The following is a 15,396-nucleotide window of genomic DNA, read 5'->3' on the forward strand; positions in this document are numbered from 1 at the left end:
CGGGGGTTACTTGGATTGCACTCGTCCTATGGGGTTGAGGCCGGTCGTCAGTGCCTCGCACGCGGCCTGCCAGGTGGGGGCGCCGGGGTGAAGCTGGGTGTGGAGGTAGGCCGCGGTGAGCCGGGCGAGGGCGGCGACTCGTTCGGGGTTCTCGTCGGTGGTCTCCGCGGCGTCGTATCCGGCGATCCCGCCCAGTCCGTGCTCCGCGTCGAACATCGTGAACAGGGTCTTGGGTCCGGGGGCGAGGGTGTAGGGGTCGGCGTGCCAGTCCGGTCCCATGTCCGTGAAGTGCCGGGGGTCGTCCTTGTCGCCGGCGACGACCAGCGCCGGTGCGGTCATGGTGGAGAAGTCGACGGCGCCGATGATCGGCCACTGCTCGGCCATGGGACCGTTGAGGGCGTCACCGCCCCTGCCGGGCGCGGCGAGCAGTACGCCGGCCTTGATCCGGGACTCGACCAGGTGCACCACGTTCCCGGTGTCGGGGTCCTTGATCCCGGCGCCCAGCAAGAGGGCGGCGGTGAAGCCGCCGAGCGAGTGTCCGACGAGAGCGATCTTGGCGCGGTCCATCCGTCCCGCGAGCTGCGGCACGGTGCGCTCGATGATGTCGAGCCGGTCGAGGATGTGGGTCATGTCTTCGGCGCGGGATCGCCAGAAGTCGGGTGCGCCGGGTGCGTCGGCGACCAGGTGGCTCAGGGTCCTGGAGGTGAGGTGGGTGGGCTGGACGACGACGAATCCGTGAGCGGCCCAGAAGTTGGCGAGCGGCGCATAGCCATTGAGCGAGGAGAGGTTGTTCGAGGGACCGTGACCGTGGGAGAGGAGGATGACGGGGAGACCGGTTCCGGTCGCGGGCGCTGAGACGCGCACCTGGAGGTCTACGGGACGTCCGGGCACGGGGAGGACTACGGGGCTGAAGGACAGGACCGGGGCGGGCGCGGCCAAGGCGTCGGCACGGGTGGTGGGGGCTGTACTCACGATGTGGATTCCCTTTCGGTGGCACCTGCCGCCCGCCGGTCTCCAGCAACCGGCGACGGACAAGGCGGTCAGTGGCGCCCCGCTTCGGCTAAGCTGAAACGGAACGTTGTTCCGTTTAGTATCCGGAGCGCTGCTCCGTTTTGTCAATCGGTGTGGAGGAGTAGGCGATGACCACCGACAGCCCCGCAGGGCAGTCGCCGTCACGAGGCAAGCGGGCCGACGCCCAGCGCAACCGGCAGACGGTGCTCGCTGCCGCCGCCGAGGTGTTCGTCACCTCCGGCGTCGACGCGCCGATCCGCCAGATCGCGGCCCGAGCGGGCGTCGGAATGGCCACGATCTACCGCCACTTCCCGACCCGGGCGGACCTCGTCACAGCCGTCTACCGCCACCAGATCGAGGCGTGCGCCGAAGCCGGCCCGAACCTGCTGGCCAGCGCCGGCTCCCCGCTCGACGCATTGCGCCAGTGGATCGACCTCTTCGTCGACTTCCTCGTCACCAAGCACGGACTAGCCGATGCCCTGCAGTCCGACAACGACCGCTTCGCCGCGCTGCACGCCTACTTCCTCGACCGCCTCCTGCCCGTCTGCGCCCAACTGCTCGACGCTGCGGTCGAGGCAGGCGACATCAGGCCCGGTACGCAGCCGTACGAGCTGATGCGCGGCATCGGCAACCTCTGCATCAGGCGCGACGACGACCCCCGCTACGACCCCCGACGCCTGATCGCCCTCCTCCTCCAGGGCCTGCAGCCACCTCGCCCGGGTCATTCGTGATGCCGAGCTTCCCCACGCTGCCGACAGGGCCGATCGCGGGTTCGAACTGGGACTCGAACGGTTCCTCGCCGGATGGGAGGCCAACCTCCCGGTCCGGCCCTGACGATCCGGCAGCGCCACTTGCGGGTTCATCGGGGAACTCCACACCCCGACGCCGGCCTCCGCGCGCCGGACCCCCGATGCAGCGCGATGTTTCGAAACGACCCGTCAGCGCTTGCACAGATCGGCGGACGCCTCGTCACATCTCGTTGTTAGGCGCGGCGACCAGCCCCAGGGACGAGAGCCTGCGCTACATCCTGCGCAACAGCGACCACCGGTTCATCCACCGGCCCCTGTTCGTCCTGCCCGCCCCGCACACCTGGGAACACGTTCCCGGCGTCACACTCCTCGTTCCCGCGACGGCCTCCTGAAGCGGCTTGTCTCCGACCGACTGACTGAGCAGGGCAAACAGGTCAGCGATCGTGAGCCGCGGGCGTCGCTCCGGCTACCCCAACGGCCGGCGCAGCAGGGGGCAGGCGGCCAGGAGCCCGTCAAGCGGTCGCGCCCTGCCTTCTCGGCAAGCTCGGGCTTCGCGGTTCCGTTCAGCTCGGTCGTCTACACCTACCGCCGGGGGTTGTGATCGGGTCCGGACAGCGGCCGACCGTGCGGCATCGAGGTGGTCGCCTGGACGTATGGGTGAAGCAGCCGGACAGCGCCGGCTACGACGAGGCTCCGCCCATGGCCAGCGCGGTTCGCGCCAGCCCGCGCAGCCAGGCGTGGGCGTGGTCGGTGTCGTAGCGCTGATGCCATGACAGGTATATCGGTGCCGACGGCAGTTCGAGCGGGAGGGGGAGCACGACCAGGCCGAGGTCGGCGACCGCGGACCGCGCGGTGGCCTCAGGGACGCTGATCAGGAGATCGGAGCAGCGCGCGAACTCCAGCGCGGCAGCTTCCGTGGGCGTGGTCGCCACCACGCGGCGGGTGAGGCCGAGCCGCGCGAGGGCGTCGTCGAGGGCATTGCTGAGGTTTCCGCGTCGCGAGACGGTGACGTGCTCAGCGGCGGCGTACCGCTTCGCGGTGACGGTCCTGACACGAGTGAGCGGGTGCCCCTGCCTCACCACGATGACGAGGCGGGTCTCGCCCACCTTCTCGGCACAAATGTCCGGTGCGCTCGGCCGGTTGGCGTTCGCCTCCAGGTCGACCTCTCCACGCCGCAACTCGGGGGTGTCGATGCTCGATTCCGCGACAAAGCGCAACCGCACGCCCGGCGCCTCTTCACGCACGGCCGAGAGCAGTGCGGGGCCGCCCAAGGCGACCAGGGAATCGTGCCAGCGGAGTGTGAAGGTGCGCTCCAGCGTGGCCAGATCGAGTTGACGGCTCGGTGCCAGCACCCCCTGGACCTGCTGCAGCAGCTCGTGCACCTGTTCCCGGACGGCGATCGCGTACGGCGTCGGGGTCATCGTGCGGCCGGTGCGCACCAGGATCTGATCCCCGGTCGTGCGACGGATCCGGCCCAGGCTCCGGCTCATCGCGGGGGCGGTGACATGCATGCGCGCGGCCGCCCCGGCGACACTGCCCTCCTCCAGCAGCGCGTCGAGCGCGGCCAGCAGGTTCAAATCCAATTGCATGCGAGTAATCCTAGCCGTGCTTTACATGCATTTGAAGTTAATCAAGGGGCTGTATAGCTTCGAGACCAGAGCGCTGAACCGAGCGCACAGTCCGGCTCGAACGCCCTCATCTCCTCCTACTCACAAGGGAGTTCACCATGTCCGAAACGCTTCAGACCACTGACGCCGCCTCCGACGCCGACCTGCTCGCCCAGACCGCGATCGCCGTGCGTGCGGCCGGTTCGGCGCTGCGCGAGCGCTTCGGCGAGGTGGTCCGCTACCAGACCCGCGAAGAGCTGATGCGCGCCCTCGCCGCCAACGACGACACGGCCCTCGACATCCTGCGCCCCCGTCTCACGAGCCTGCGCCCGGACGCCGGCTGGGTGGGGGACGAGCTCGCCGGCGGGGCGCTGCCGCCCGGCGAATGGTGGGTCGTGGATCCGGCCGAAGGCAACGTCAACCACCTGCACGCCCTGCCGGAGTGGGCGGTGACCACCACCCTCGTGCGCGACAACCAGCCCGTGCTCACCGCGGTCCACCTGCCGTTGACCGGCGAGACCTACACCGCGCTCACCGGCGCGGGCGCCCACCTCGACGGCCGGCCGCTGCACGTCTCCCCGAGCACGGACCTCGGCCTGAGCATCGTGGCCACCAGCCAGGCCCGGCCGGACGAGGACGAGAAGGTCGTGCGGCGCGTCGGCTCCTCGATCACCGCCATGCTCTTCGACGCGCTCGTCGTGCGCACCGTCGTGCCCGCGACGCTGCACCTGCTGAACGTGGCCGCCGGCCGCATCGACGCCTTCTGGCAGTTCGCCGGCGCACGCGCGGACCTGCTGCCCGGGGCACTGCTCGTCACCGAGGCCGGCGGACAGATCTCCGACGCCGAGGGCCGCCCCTGGACCCCACAGAGCGAAAGCCTCCTGGCCGCCGCCCCCGGCGTCCACGCCCAGGCCGTCGCCACGCTCTCACGCTGACCGCGCACCACCACCCGCACCCACGAAAAGGACCCCATCACCATGACCTCGATCGCAGTACTCGGAAACGGCCGCGTCGGCGGCAACCTGGCCACAGCCCTCACCCGGGCAGGGCACGAGGTGACCGTCGCGGACCGTACGCCGGGCGCCGCCGCCGACGCTGCCCGCACAGCCCGGATCGTCATCAACGCCACCCCGGGAGCCGGCTCCCTGGACCGGCTCGGCGCCCTACGGGAGGAACTGCGCGGCAAGATCCTCGTCGACGTCTCCAACGCCACCACCGACGGACCGGACGGACTGCCCGCCGACCTGCTCCACCCCGGCTCAAGCCTTGCCGAGCAACTCCAGGACGCCCTCCCCGAAACCCGCGTCGTCAAGACCCTCAACACCATGCTCTTCCCGGTGATGACCGCGCCGGCCACGCTCACCCGGACACCGACCGCGTTCCTCTCCGGCGACGACCCGCAGGCCAAGCAGACCGTTCGCGAACTGCTCACCGACCTCGGCTGGCACAAGGACTGGATCACCGACCTCGGCGGAATCCAGACCGCCCGCGCCACCGAGGCCGCGATCCTCTTCGTCCCGCACGTCATCCGGTCCACCGGATTCACACCCTTCGCGATCTCCATCGCCCGCTGACCGTACGCAGCGCACCGCCCCCGGCAGGCCCCATGCAGAACGGATACGACAGCGCAGCCAGGGCCGGCGATCCAGCGCCGGACGGCATCACGCTGCCGCTGCTCCACTCCTGCGACTTGTAGAGATGGGAACAGTCATTCCGCAACCCGTGCCGCTCGCTCTCACGCCCTGCCCGTCGTACCGGCCCCGCCCGACCGCCGTCACCCGGTCCTCGTCCCCGGCGTTCCCCTCCACTTCGTGAAGGCAGCCATGCGCGTGCAGGTCGGGGAAGTGATCATCAGACAGAACCGCCGTGACTTCACGGTGGCCGAGATGCGCCGGGCGCTGACCCGACTCGGCTTCACCTGCCACGTCGTGCGCCCGGCCGCGCCAAGCCGGGATGCGCGGGCGGACGACGACGCGCTCGGCTGGTGAGCGACTTCGAGATCAACGGCTGGCGAAGTGCCGTTCGCGGGGTGGAACGCAGAAGGATGTGGCACCCGGCTGGTGGCGGGCCGGACGCGCGAACCACGTCCCGCAGGGGCCAACGGTTCGGCAATGAGCCACGAGACCGCACGAGGCCGGTACGACCCGCCGGCCCGGACGTCGTCATGTCACAGGCGAACCGGACCAATCGCCATCACGCAAAGACCTCGGGCACGGCGAGCCCGAGCACAGCAAGAGCGCGTCGAACACCACGCATCAGGCCCCTTTGAGGCGTCAGATCACCGTGAGACCAGGGACGTAGCTGGACCCATGGTGACCGCACCGCAGTTCATCAGGGCCGGCAGGACGGGCGGACGCTGAGCAGTTCGGTCCGCAGCACGGGCGTGCCGTCGACAGGCGCCGGGTCCTGCGAAGTTGGCTCGATTCCGCCAGCAGCGATCTTGTCGAGGGTCCTCAGGCCGGCGGCACCGACCGTGCCGAACACCGTGTAGTTCGGTCGCAGCGCGGAGTCGCCGTAGACGACGAAGAACTGGGAACCGTTCGTGTTCGGCCCGGCGTTGGCCATCGCCAGCACACCGCGCCCGTAAAGGCGACGGACGCCGGTCGGATCGCTCGGTGCCGGCGGCAGGTCCACCGGCAGCTCGTCCTTGTACTCGTACCCCGGCCCGCCCTCGCCGGTGCCGGTCGGGTCGCCACACTGCAGGACCTTCAGCGTCGGATACGCCGTCAGCCGATGGCACACCGTACGGTCGTAGAACCGGTGCCGCGCCAGGTGCACGAAGCTCTGGACCGTGCACGGCGCCTTCGCCCGGTCCAGACGCAGCGGGAGCGGGCCCTGGCTGGTCGGGACAGCCATATCGACCGTGCCGTGACTGGGGGTGTGCCGCGGGTCGGGCGGCAGCGGAACCGGCCGCGCCGCCGGCTCGTCCGGGGTCTGGGTGTACTGGCAGGGACCGTGCGTGGTTCGCGGTGGGGCATCGGAAGCGGAGGCGGTGGTGCTCCCCCCGGACACGACCAACGCTGCTGCCGCCAATGCGGTCATGAGAGCTCGGTTCATCCTGCACACCCTCCAAAAGATCGTCAGATTTCGGAGCGGTCGCAGTCTAAGGCGCGGCCCGGCGGGCGAGTACCGGTCCGCAAGCCACATCCACTCCCAGCCTTCGGCCGCTCCCCCGCTGGCACCACATACCGAGATCCGGACCAGGTGCGCACCAATTCGGCTCCGCAGCGGGCGATTTCGTCCGTTGCCGAAGGTCAGAAGCGGGTGAGGCGTGTACCACCAGCAGACGAAGAACCTCCTCTTCTCGTACTCGGAGCAGCCGCGGCTGTTGATGGCCTGCCCTCGGAACCATCGCGGTGAGATGCCGGCAGGAGACCGAACTCCGCGGTCCGTGGCAGTGATGATGTCAACGGCCTCATCGTCGCGGGATGCCGGGCGAAGCCCTGTCAGGGGCCGTCCGAACGGGATCCGGAGGATCGCCGGCAGTACTGGTCAGCCAGTCCCGGTGCAGTAGTGGCAGGGTGTGCTCCACGTCCCGGACGGTGGCGGCCGGCAGCCGTACCTCGAAGCGTGTGCCCGGGCGGCGGTCAGGACGGTCCTGCACGGTGATCCGGCCCCGGTGCAGGGCGACCTGCTGGGCGACCAAGGTCAGGCCGAGACCGGAGCCGGGGCTGTCCGGGCCCCGGCGGAATCGCTGGAAGATCTCCTCGTGGCGTTCGGGAGGGATGCCAGGTCCGTGGTCGTCCACGGTGAGCACCGCGGCCGGCTGGTGCGGATCGCTGGACGAGCGCAGGGTCACTTCGATGTGGGCGACGCCGTCTTCGGCACGGGCGTGGGTCCAGGCATTGACAAGCAGGTTGTCCACCGCCGAGCGCAGGCCCTGCTCCCAGCCGTGCACGCGCACCTCCGCGGCGGCATGCACGGAAACGTCGGCGTCGGGGTGTGTACGCCGCAGGTCGCGGACCGCCGCGTCCACGAGCTCCGCGAGATCCAGCGACGTGAAGGCGTCCGCCTCGATCAGATCACCCTGCGCGAGTGCCTTCAGCATCACCAGCAGCCCGAGCAGCCGGGCGTGCTCGCGCCCGAGATCCCCGAGCACCTCCACCCGCTCCTCGGGGTCGAGATCGGGATGGTCGGTGAGGATGTCGAGGTTGGCGCGCATGCTCATCAGGGGGGTACGCAACTCGTGGGAGGCGGTCGCGGCGAACGCGCGAGCGGTGGCCAGTGCTTCCCCTGTGCGTGCGACCTGTTCGTCGTAGCGGGCGAGCACGGTCTGCACCGTCCACGCCAGGTCGTCGACCTCGGCGACACGGGACGGCGTGTGTTCCAGGCGCGTGGAGTTCGTCCGGGGGTCGAGACCGCTGGTACGCCGCTGCAGCCGCCGCAGCGGAAGAACCGCCCGGGCGGCGATGGCCCAGGCGGTGACCCCGGCCAGTGGCGCCGCCAGCAACGCCCCGGTCAGCACACGTCGGCGGACCAGTGACAGCTCGTCCTCGGTGGTGTCCGGTGACAGCAGCCACAGATTCGGCGTGGTGCCCTCCTTCGCGGCGCCGACGCGCAGCGACAGGACCACCCAGTCCCTGCCGTCACAGGTCACGGTGACCGGGTCCGGGGCACTGCGGGGCAGCGTGGGGAACGGGTCGGGCTGCGGGCCCGCCGAGATCGTGCCCCCCGGTATGGTCAGCCGGACGCCCACGTCCCGCGCGGAGTTGACCAGTCGCCGCCGCCGGACCTGTTCCAGGAGCGGGTGGTCGGTCCCGGCGACGTCCAGGTAGGACTTGGCGTTCTTGGCGACGACCGTCGCGCGGGCACGCAGCTGATCGTCCTGGTGTGCGCGCAGGTCGCCGGTGACCAGGTGCACCAGGAGCCAGCCGGAGGCGAGGACCAGCAGGGGCACACTCGCGCCGACCGCGAGCGCGATGCGGGTGGAGAGTTTCACGACGCGTCCTGGGAGTGCCGGTCCTCGCCCTCCGTGCGCGGGACGAAGCCCGCTCCGCGCAGGGTGTGCGCGATCCGGGGCCGGCCGCCTGCTTTCGCCTCGCTTCGCGGATGGTCGAGGCAGGTGTCCACCGCGCCGTGGACCCGGAGGTCGTAGCTCCGCGGTAGGCCGGGCCGAGCTGGAAGCTTCACCTGGTCCAGCGGCCGCTCCTGGGTGAAGACGGTGCCCGAGTTCTCGTCCGTGGCTTCCTGCGGACCGGCCACCAGGTCGGCCACGCCGTCCGGTGCGGAGTGCATCGGCACGGGCATGTCGTCGCGGTCGGCGAGCGGAGCCCGGCACACGTCGATGCCGTTGTGGTCAGGGCGGTCGGTGCGGGCCTTTGCCGGACCGGCGTGACCGCCGTCGGCGAGTGCCACCGGGAATCCGTTCAGCCTGGGTCCTCGCTCCAGGAACCGCCGTGAGGCCGCGTCGTCGTCGACGACCTGCGTCCGCCTGGGTTTGCCTGCCATGCACACCTCGGTTTCGCCGCGTTGAACGAGTCTTGCCGGAGGGGTCCGATCACCACATAGGTGTGGCCCCGGACTCCAGGCCGAACAGCATCCGACCGTAGTCCCCAGCGACGGTGCGGGGCTGAACCATGGGTGGCGCGTGACGGCCGCCACATGGCGCCGGAAGCGTCGCAGCGAACAGGCCCGTTCCTAGGAGTCCTTTGCACCTGGGACGCACTCCCTGGTAACCGGTCGAGCTCCGTGGGGCTTCAGGCACGCGTCGCCCGATACTGGGACGGCGTGCACCCCATGATTCGGCGAAAGCTCCGCGAGAAATGCTCGGGCCCGGAGAATCCGCAGCGCTGACCTATGCGGGCGACCGTGTCGTTGCCGCTCTCCAGATATTCGCGAGCCAGGTCGATCCGGAGTTCGGTGAGGTAGCGATACGGAGTTGAACCCGTGGTGGCCTTGAAACACCGTACGAAGTGGAAGCGACTGAAAGAGACCAGGGACGCGAGGTCGTCGACCGAGACGGGTCGCCCGAGGTTCTCCCGCATGTACGTGAGAATCGTCTCCAGTTGCCGCGGATTCAGAGTCCCGGCGGCCTTCGCCGCACCTGCGATGTGCGGTGAAAGGACATGGGCGGCGATGAACTGCGCCGCGGACTGCGCGTACAGGTCGTCCACGCCGACCTCGTTCGCGGCCACGACCGCCTTCACCACCGCTGCGAGAACCGGGTCGAACCGCATGGCCGGATACCTGTCCCGCAGCTGCGAAACGCGTGACTGCAGGTCCTCCTCGCCGATGAACCGGTGCAGCGTCTCGAGTGAGACGGTCAGGGAGGCGATCGTCGCGGGCTCGTCTCCCTTCGGTGCGACGATCAGCGTCCGGCCGAGCCCCGGAGGGATGATGCACACGTCGTCGGGGAGCAGGAACGTCTCCTTTTTCTCAACCCTTTCCAGGTACCCGCGGATTCCCATCCGACCGCTCAGGTGAGCGTTCAGTGTGATTCCCGATGAAGACGGTAGATGGAGCGTGTGGACGCCCTTTTGAAACGTTCGCTTCCACACCTGAAGGCAGCGCCACCTTCCTGCGCCCATCCCGCTGACCACCTCCAAGGCCGCCCGGATTCCTCTCTGCCGGTTCCCACCGACTCTCGGCATACGCACTGCATTGAGAATGCAGGCACGACGGAAGCGGTCGCAAGGCGTCCGGTGCCGGATTATTTCGCCTGGACTCGGAATAATTCCGCCGAGGCCAATCGGATATTGACCGTTGCGGAATCACGCTGGCACGCTGCTCGCATGATTCGCACTCGTCAATTACTGACAGGGATCGTCGGCGTGGCGGCGCTGGTGTTCGCCGCCCAGAGCGGAGTGAGTGCGGCGACGACCAGCGCCGCCGTCACCACCCCGACCACGACCTCCGTCACGCAGCCGGCCGCAGCCGCGGCGCAACGACCGAACATCGTCTTCGTGCTCACCGACGACATGTCCTCCAACCTCCTGCCGTACATGCCTCAGGTGCAGAAACTTCAGTCCCAGGGCATGACGTTCAACGACTACGTGGTCAGCAACTCGCTCTGCTGTCCCTCCCGTTCGACCATCTTCACCGGCCAGTACCCCCACAACACCGGAGTCCTCGGCAACGACGGACCGAACGGCGGTTTCGACGCCTTCCACAAGAACGGCCTTGAGCGGGACACCTTCGCCACGGCCCTGAAGGCCGAGGGCTACCGGACCGCGATGATGGGCAAGTACCTGAACGGGTACGACCCCAAGGCCACCGTCGACGGACAGCAGCCGTACGTGCCGCCGGGCTGGAGCCAGTGGGACGTCGTCGGCGACGGGTACAAGGGGTACAACTACAAGCTCGCCCACAACCACAAGATCGAGCCGCACGGCAACAGGGCCAAGGACTACCTGACCGACGTCCTGAGCGAGAAGGGTCAGTCGTTCATCAGGAAATCCGCGGCGGCGCACAAGCCGTTCATGCTGGAGGTCGCCCTCTTCACACCGCACGGACCGTCCGTCCCGGCCCGCCGGGACAAGCACGACTTCCCCGGTCTGAAGGCGCCGCACGGCCCCGCCTTCGACAGGCTGCCGACCAGCGCCCCGCCGTGGCTGGCGAGGCAGAACCCGCTGACCCAGAGTGAGAAGGACACGATCGACAAGAAGTTCCGCAAGCGCGCGCAGTCGCTCCAGGCGGTCGACAAGATGGTGGGCAAGCTGCGCGACACCTTGGCCAGGGCCGGCGTCGCCGACGACACGTACATCGTCTTCAGCTCCGACAACGGCTTCCACTTGGGTGAGTACCGGCTCAAGGCGGGGAAGCAGACGGCCTTCGACACCGACGTCCGGGTGCCGTTGGTGATCGCCGGTCCGGGGGTCGCGGCCGGCAGGACCAGCAACGCCCAGGTGTCGAACATCGACTTCGCGCCCACCTTCCGGAAGATAGGCGGCGCCGCGGTGCCGTCCCGGGTGGACGGGCACAGCCTGCTCCCGCTCCTGGACGGCGGACCGGACGCCGAGTGGCGCACCGCCAACCTCATCGAGCACCGCCACGCCAAGAAGTCGCCGGACGACCCCGACAACCACGGCGGGGAAAGCATCAGCCCGCCGAACTACCATGCCATGCGCACGATTTCCTACACCTACGTCGAGTACGACAGTGGTGCGAAGGAGTACTACGACCTGCGCACCGACCCCAACGAGCTGCACAACATCGTCGGTCGTTTGAGCAGGGCCCGCCTCGCTGAGCTGCACGCTGCGCTGACCCGCCTGAAGGACTGCCGTGGCGACGGCTGCTGGAGCGCTGGACACCCGTAGCCCTTCTTCCTGCTCCCAGGTCATCAGGTGACCTGGGAGCGTCACCCCGTCCTCACGCAGCGGCCTTTGACGGGCCGCGTCAGGACGAGTTCTCACCGCGAGAGGAGCGACAAGGGACCACGTGGTGCCCGGGCTGTCCCCCGCAGCCCGGGCACCACGTGGTTCATGTGCTGCTGGAGCAGGGCGATGGCGCCGAGGGCTGCGCCGGAATCACCGAGCCCGGCCGGACGCACCCGCAGCGGCCCGCACGAGCCGTGCAGCACGGTCGTGTTCAGCGTGCGATTGATCGGCTCCATCAGGGCCGGTCCGGCCTCCACCAGCTCACCGCCTACGACGATCACGTCCGGGCCCACCGCATGGCACACATCCGCCAGCACCCTCCCAGCGTGTGCGCCGGCCTGTGCCAGAACCGCGTGCGCGGCCCGGTCACCCGAGTCCAGCGCGGCCACCAGCTCCGGTAGATCCGCCGCTGCGCCCCCGGCGGTGCGGTAGGCGTCCAGCACGGCCCCGACCGAGGCCACCGTCTCCAGGCACCCGGTTCCGCCGCACGCGCACCGCACACCGTCCGGGTCCACGGAGACGTGGCCGAACTCCCCGGAGGCGCCGTGAGCGCCCCGGTGCAGTGCCCCGGCCACCACGAGGCCGCCGCCGACGCCGTGCGACAACCGCAGGTACAGCACGTTCTGTTCACCCGCGGCGGCACCCCAGACCGTCTCGGCCAACGCGGCCAGCCGTGTGCTCTTGTCGATCAGCGCCGGTACTCCGAAGCGCTCGCGCACCAGCGCGGCGACGGTGTCGTGCGGGGGCGTCCGCCGTGCGCGGCGGTCCGGCGAGCCGGCCGGGCCGCACACCCCCACGCCGATGCCGTTCAGAGCGCCCGATCGCAGTGTCCCGCCCGTCAGCGCGTCCGCCAGTCGCCACGCGGTGTCGACACGGTCCTGCCACGGGGTGTCGGAAGCGTGCGGCTCCCCCGCGGTACCGACGATCTCGTGTCCCGCGTCCATCGCGGCCACCCGCACGGCCCGTCGCGCGAATTCGATGCCGAGCACGTGTCCGGCCGCGGAGTTGAGGGCCAGTAACTCCGCCGGGCGGCCCCGCTTGCGCCGGGCCGTCTCCGGTACCGAGGCAACGACGGTGCCGTTGTCCATGAGCGCCGCGACGACGTCGTACAGCGTGGTGCGGGACAGGCCGCACAGGGTCCCCAACTGTCCCCGCGTCAGCGGCCCGTGTTCGCGCAGCAGACGCAGCACCAGGGCCTCATGTCCTGCCCGTGACCGGGCCGGCGGGTCCTGTCGGCGCGGTACGGCGGTCGAGGCGGAGGACCGTGTCATCTCAGTCGACATCGCGGAAGGTATGTCCCCTCTGTGATCACAGCTGTGACGCGCTGGGACGGACGGGAGTCCGTCGCTTGTGGCGCGAGGAAGCTAGAGGGCGTTCTTGTGCGAATTCTGTGATCTTCCGGTGTGCTGACCGGCCGACTGTGACGCGCCCCTCACCGTTTCGCGGCACGTCATTTCTGTCACCACTTGGCGGAAAAATTCACGCTGCGTAACGTCCCTTCTCGCCGGTGGCCGTTCCCGCCGGATCCCAAGGGGTGCCCTGTGCGCGCCCGTTCCCGCCCGTCCTCCGTCCCGCACGGTGCAAGAGAGAGGAACCCCTGCATGACCCCGCCCGACCCCTACGTGTTCACCCGGCGGAGCCTGCTCAGCTCGATGGCCGCTGCCGCCGTAGCAGGATCCGCGATCGTCTCCGCCGCCCCACGCGCCTTCGCCGACTCCGACGGCGACCTGGCCGCCGAGGCCGGCCACGGGCTGCCGCTGACGGTCCTCAACAACAGCGGAGAGTTCGCCAACCGTTCGGTCCACCTGTACATCGTGGGCACCGCGGGAGACCGGCAGGTGCGAGTCACCCGGCGCGGCACCCTGGCACCCGTCAAGCTCTCCGACAACCACGCGGGCGGCTTCACCGACTACGCCATCCCCCTGGCCGCCCGGGGAAAGACCACGCTGCGGCTGCCGTTCATGTCCGGTCGCATCTACGTCGCGCTGGGCCACAAGCTGAAGTTCAAGGCCGTCACGGGCGCGGACGGCAAGGTCGCCCTGCAGCAGCCCGCGGGCTGGGTGGAGTCCGACCCCAACTACCCCGTGCTGCACGACTTCGTCGAGTTCACCCACAACGCGTCCGGCATGTTCTGCAACACCACCATGGTCGACATGTTCAGTGTGCCGATGATGATCCGGCTGAACGGGACGAAGGACCACAGCACCGGCAGGCTGCGCGACGGCGGCCGTGCCCAGGTCTTCCACACCTTGAAGAACGAGCCGGACTTCTCTCGCCTGGTCGTCGGCGACCGGCGCATCATCGCCCCGAGTCACGGCCTCGACGCCGGCCGGTTCCCCCAGCACTACTTCGACGCCTACATCGACAAGGTCTGGCACATCTACCGGAACAAGAACCTCGTCGTCAGGACGGACGCCGGAACCTTCACCGGCCGGGTGAGGGACCACAGGCTCACCTTCAGCGGCCCCGCATCGGTGTCCTTCACCAAGCCCTCCACCCGCGACGTGCTGTACTGCGACGGCGCACTCGCCGCTCCCAACGACGGAATCACCGGCCCCGTGGCCGCCGTCCTGGGCGCCGGCTTCAACCGTTCGACACTGGTGAACCACAGCAAGCAGCCGACAACCCACGCGGGCGCCTTCTACGACACCGCCGTCACCAACCACTACGCCAAGGCCATCCACGCCGCGACCACCAACGGCAAGGCCTACGGCTTCGCCTTCGACGACGTCGCCGGCTGGGCCTCCTACATCCAGGACGCCAGGCCCCGGCACATGCACCTGACGCTGACCGCGTTCTGAACCGTGCGACCGTCGAGGGAGTACCAGTGAAGAAGTTCCGTGAGTTGCTTGTCGCGGCCGTCCTGTGTCTCGCGCCGGCCGCCGCGACCGCCGGTGCCGTGCACGCTGCCGTGGCCGACGATTTCCGTGCCGTGCCCACCGCCGCCCCGCCCGAGACCGGTGCGGCAGCAGCAGTCCCCCACACGGTGACGTTCGTCAACCGCTCCGGCAAGAAGCTCTGGATCGGCAGCACCGTCAACAAGGGAGAACCCGACGGCGATTCGAAGAGCCTGAAGTCGCTGCCCACGCTGAACCCCGGGCAGTCGGCGACCGTGAAGATCCCGGAGAACACCGCGCCCCATCACTGGCGTGGCAAGTTCTTCGCCCGCCAGGGGTGTTCCGGCAGGGACGGGAGTACGTTCCACTGCGCCGTGGGCGACTGCGGCAGGTTCGCCCGGCGATGCGTGACGGGCGAACAGCCGGTCAGCCTGGCGGAGTTCAACTTTGACATGAAGGACCGCGACGCCCCCTGGTACGACGTCAGCTATGTCAACGGGTTCTCACTGCCCATCACCATTGCGCCCAGGGGCGCCGAGAACGTCACCGCGAACGGCTCGTGCTCGAAGCAGGGCTGCAAGAAGAGCCTGCTCCGTTACTGCCCCAAGAACGATCGGGTGCGCAACGCCTCCGGGAAGGTGGTGCTGTGCGTGAACCCGAGCCGGGACGCGCGGAGCGCCTACAGCGACGCCATCGAGAAGCACTGCCCCAAGGCGTACGCCTGGTCCAAGCAGGACGCGGAGACCGGCAACAAGACGATGCGCCAGTGCAGTCGGTGCAAGGGCTTCGTCGTCACCTTCTGGTAGTCGCCCCGCCCGGCCGATCCGAACAGTTGAGGAACCCATCGCATACGGCGCACCGCAGCACTCGTGAGTGC

Annotated in this window: 14 protein-coding genes and 1 pseudogene; 8 read left to right on the forward strand and 7 right to left on the reverse strand. The window is 69.3% G+C overall.

Annotation, left to right across the window (positions count from 1 at the left end; all coding sequences use genetic code 11):
• Positions 1–6: 6 nt before the first annotated feature.
• Complete coding sequence (locus ABB07_RS03545; protein WP_208897184.1) at positions 7–972, reverse strand: alpha/beta hydrolase family protein; 966 nt, start codon at positions 970–972, stop codon at positions 7–9.
• A 167-nt stretch (positions 973–1,139) separates the two neighbouring features.
• On the opposite strand from ABB07_RS03545, the gene ABB07_RS03550 reads away from it, so the two are divergent.
• Positions 1,140–1,742, forward strand: coding sequence for a TetR/AcrR family transcriptional regulator (locus tag ABB07_RS03550; RefSeq protein ID WP_208897185.1), 603 nt, complete (start codon positions 1,140–1,142; stop codon positions 1,740–1,742).
• A 248-nt stretch (positions 1,743–1,990) separates the two neighbouring features.
• Entirely contained in the window at positions 1,991–2,152 is a 162-nt protein-coding gene (locus tag ABB07_RS03555) for a hypothetical protein (protein ID WP_208897186.1), read from the forward strand.
• Positions 2,153–2,440: 288 nt separating this feature from the next.
• On the opposite strand, the gene ABB07_RS03560 is transcribed toward ABB07_RS03555, so the two are convergent.
• On the reverse strand, positions 2,441–3,349 hold the full coding sequence (locus tag ABB07_RS03560) for a LysR family transcriptional regulator (protein WP_208897187.1): 909 nt from the start codon (positions 3,347–3,349) through the stop codon (positions 2,441–2,443).
• 137 nt (positions 3,350–3,486) lie between these two features.
• Between ABB07_RS03560 and ABB07_RS03565 the strand changes: the two genes are divergently transcribed.
• The 3 genes and pseudogenes from ABB07_RS03565 to ABB07_RS03575 all read left to right on the forward strand — a co-directional run.
• Positions 3,487–4,302 carry an inositol monophosphatase family protein gene (locus tag ABB07_RS03565; protein WP_208897188.1) on the forward strand — a complete coding sequence of 272 codons (816 nt, stop codon included), beginning with the start codon at positions 3,487–3,489 and terminating at the stop codon, positions 4,300–4,302.
• A 42-nt stretch (positions 4,303–4,344) separates the two neighbouring features.
• Positions 4,345–4,941 carry an NADPH-dependent F420 reductase gene (locus ABB07_RS03570; RefSeq protein WP_208897189.1) on the forward strand — a complete coding sequence of 199 codons (597 nt, stop codon included), beginning with the start codon at positions 4,345–4,347 and terminating at the stop codon, positions 4,939–4,941.
• A gap of 258 nt (positions 4,942–5,199) precedes the next feature.
• Positions 5,200–5,355: pseudogene (locus tag ABB07_RS03575) on the forward strand (SCO5918 family protein); the annotation flags it as partial.
• A 343-nt stretch (positions 5,356–5,698) separates the two neighbouring features.
• Here the strand turns inward: ABB07_RS03575 and ABB07_RS03580 are convergent.
• The 4 genes from ABB07_RS03580 to ABB07_RS03595 all read right to left on the reverse strand — a co-directional run bounded on the left by ABB07_RS03580 (position 5,699) and on the right by ABB07_RS03595 (position 9,906).
• Positions 5,699–6,223, reverse strand: coding sequence for a peptidylprolyl isomerase (locus ABB07_RS03580; RefSeq protein WP_244189203.1), 525 nt, complete (start codon positions 6,221–6,223; stop codon positions 5,699–5,701).
• A 559-nt stretch (positions 6,224–6,782) separates the two neighbouring features.
• Positions 6,783–8,306 (reverse strand): sensor histidine kinase, encoded by a 1,524-nt coding sequence (locus ABB07_RS03585; RefSeq protein WP_208897191.1) that lies wholly within the window; start codon positions 8,304–8,306, stop codon positions 6,783–6,785.
• Entirely contained in the window at positions 8,303–8,815 is a 513-nt protein-coding gene (locus ABB07_RS03590) for a response regulator (protein WP_208897192.1), read from the reverse strand. Before ABB07_RS03590 ends, ABB07_RS03585 begins: the two co-directional genes overlap by 4 nt.
• Before the next feature lie 248 nt (positions 8,816–9,063).
• The gene (locus ABB07_RS03595; RefSeq protein WP_244189727.1) at positions 9,064–9,906 is read right to left on the reverse strand and encodes an AraC family transcriptional regulator; all 843 of its coding nucleotides are present in this window, start codon (positions 9,904–9,906) and stop codon (positions 9,064–9,066) included.
• 192 nt (positions 9,907–10,098) lie between these two features.
• On the opposite strand from ABB07_RS03595, the gene ABB07_RS03600 reads away from it, so the two are divergent.
• Entirely contained in the window at positions 10,099–11,622 is a 1,524-nt protein-coding gene (locus ABB07_RS03600; RefSeq protein WP_208897194.1) for a sulfatase family protein, read from the forward strand.
• Positions 11,623–11,714: 92 nt separating this feature from the next.
• On the opposite strand, the gene ABB07_RS03605 is transcribed toward ABB07_RS03600, so the two are convergent.
• Positions 11,715–12,965, reverse strand: coding sequence for an ROK family transcriptional regulator (locus ABB07_RS03605; protein ID WP_244189204.1), 1,251 nt, complete (start codon positions 12,963–12,965; stop codon positions 11,715–11,717).
• 318 nt (positions 12,966–13,283) lie between these two features.
• On the opposite strand from ABB07_RS03605, the gene ABB07_RS03610 reads away from it, so the two are divergent.
• Positions 13,284–14,483 carry a beta-1,3-glucanase family protein gene (locus ABB07_RS03610; protein ID WP_208897195.1) on the forward strand — a complete coding sequence of 400 codons (1,200 nt, stop codon included), beginning with the start codon at positions 13,284–13,286 and terminating at the stop codon, positions 14,481–14,483.
• Between the two features lie 26 nt (positions 14,484–14,509).
• Positions 14,510–15,325, forward strand: a complete 816-nt coding sequence (locus ABB07_RS03615; RefSeq protein WP_208897196.1) for a thaumatin family protein — start codon at positions 14,510–14,512, stop codon at positions 15,323–15,325.
• Positions 15,326–15,396 lie beyond the last annotated feature (71 nt).

It is taken from the genome of Streptomyces incarnatus, assembly GCF_001027185.1.
In the GTDB taxonomy this organism is placed as follows: Bacteria; Actinomycetota; Actinomycetes; order Streptomycetales; family Streptomycetaceae; genus Streptomyces; species Streptomyces puniciscabiei.

What these genes read in the sequence shown, in the direction of transcription:
- ABB07_RS03550 (WP_208897185.1), top strand. Translation starts at nt 1,140, where the DNA reads ATGACCACCGACAGCCCCGCAGGGCAGTCGCCGTCACGAGGCAAGCGG.
- ABB07_RS03560 (WP_208897187.1), bottom strand. Translation starts at nt 3,349, where the DNA reads ATGCAATTGGATTTGAACCTGCTGGCCGCGCTCGACGCGCTGCTGGAG.
- ABB07_RS03565 (WP_208897188.1), top strand. Translation starts at nt 3,487, where the DNA reads ATGTCCGAAACGCTTCAGACCACTGACGCCGCCTCCGACGCCGACCTG.
- ABB07_RS03570 (WP_208897189.1), top strand. Translation starts at nt 4,345, where the DNA reads ATGACCTCGATCGCAGTACTCGGAAACGGCCGCGTCGGCGGCAACCTG.
- ABB07_RS03580 (WP_244189203.1), bottom strand. Translation starts at nt 6,223, where the DNA reads ATGGCTGTCCCGACCAGCCAGGGCCCGCTCCCGCTGCGTCTGGACCGG.
- ABB07_RS03590 (WP_208897192.1), bottom strand. Translation starts at nt 8,815, where the DNA reads ATGGCAGGCAAACCCAGGCGGACGCAGGTCGTCGACGACGACGCGGCC.
- ABB07_RS03600 (WP_208897194.1), top strand. Translation starts at nt 10,099, where the DNA reads ATGATTCGCACTCGTCAATTACTGACAGGGATCGTCGGCGTGGCGGCG.
- ABB07_RS03605 (WP_244189204.1), bottom strand. Translation starts at nt 12,965, where the DNA reads ATGTCGACTGAGATGACACGGTCCTCCGCCTCGACCGCCGTACCGCGC.
- ABB07_RS03610 (WP_208897195.1), top strand. Translation starts at nt 13,284, where the DNA reads ATGACCCCGCCCGACCCCTACGTGTTCACCCGGCGGAGCCTGCTCAGC.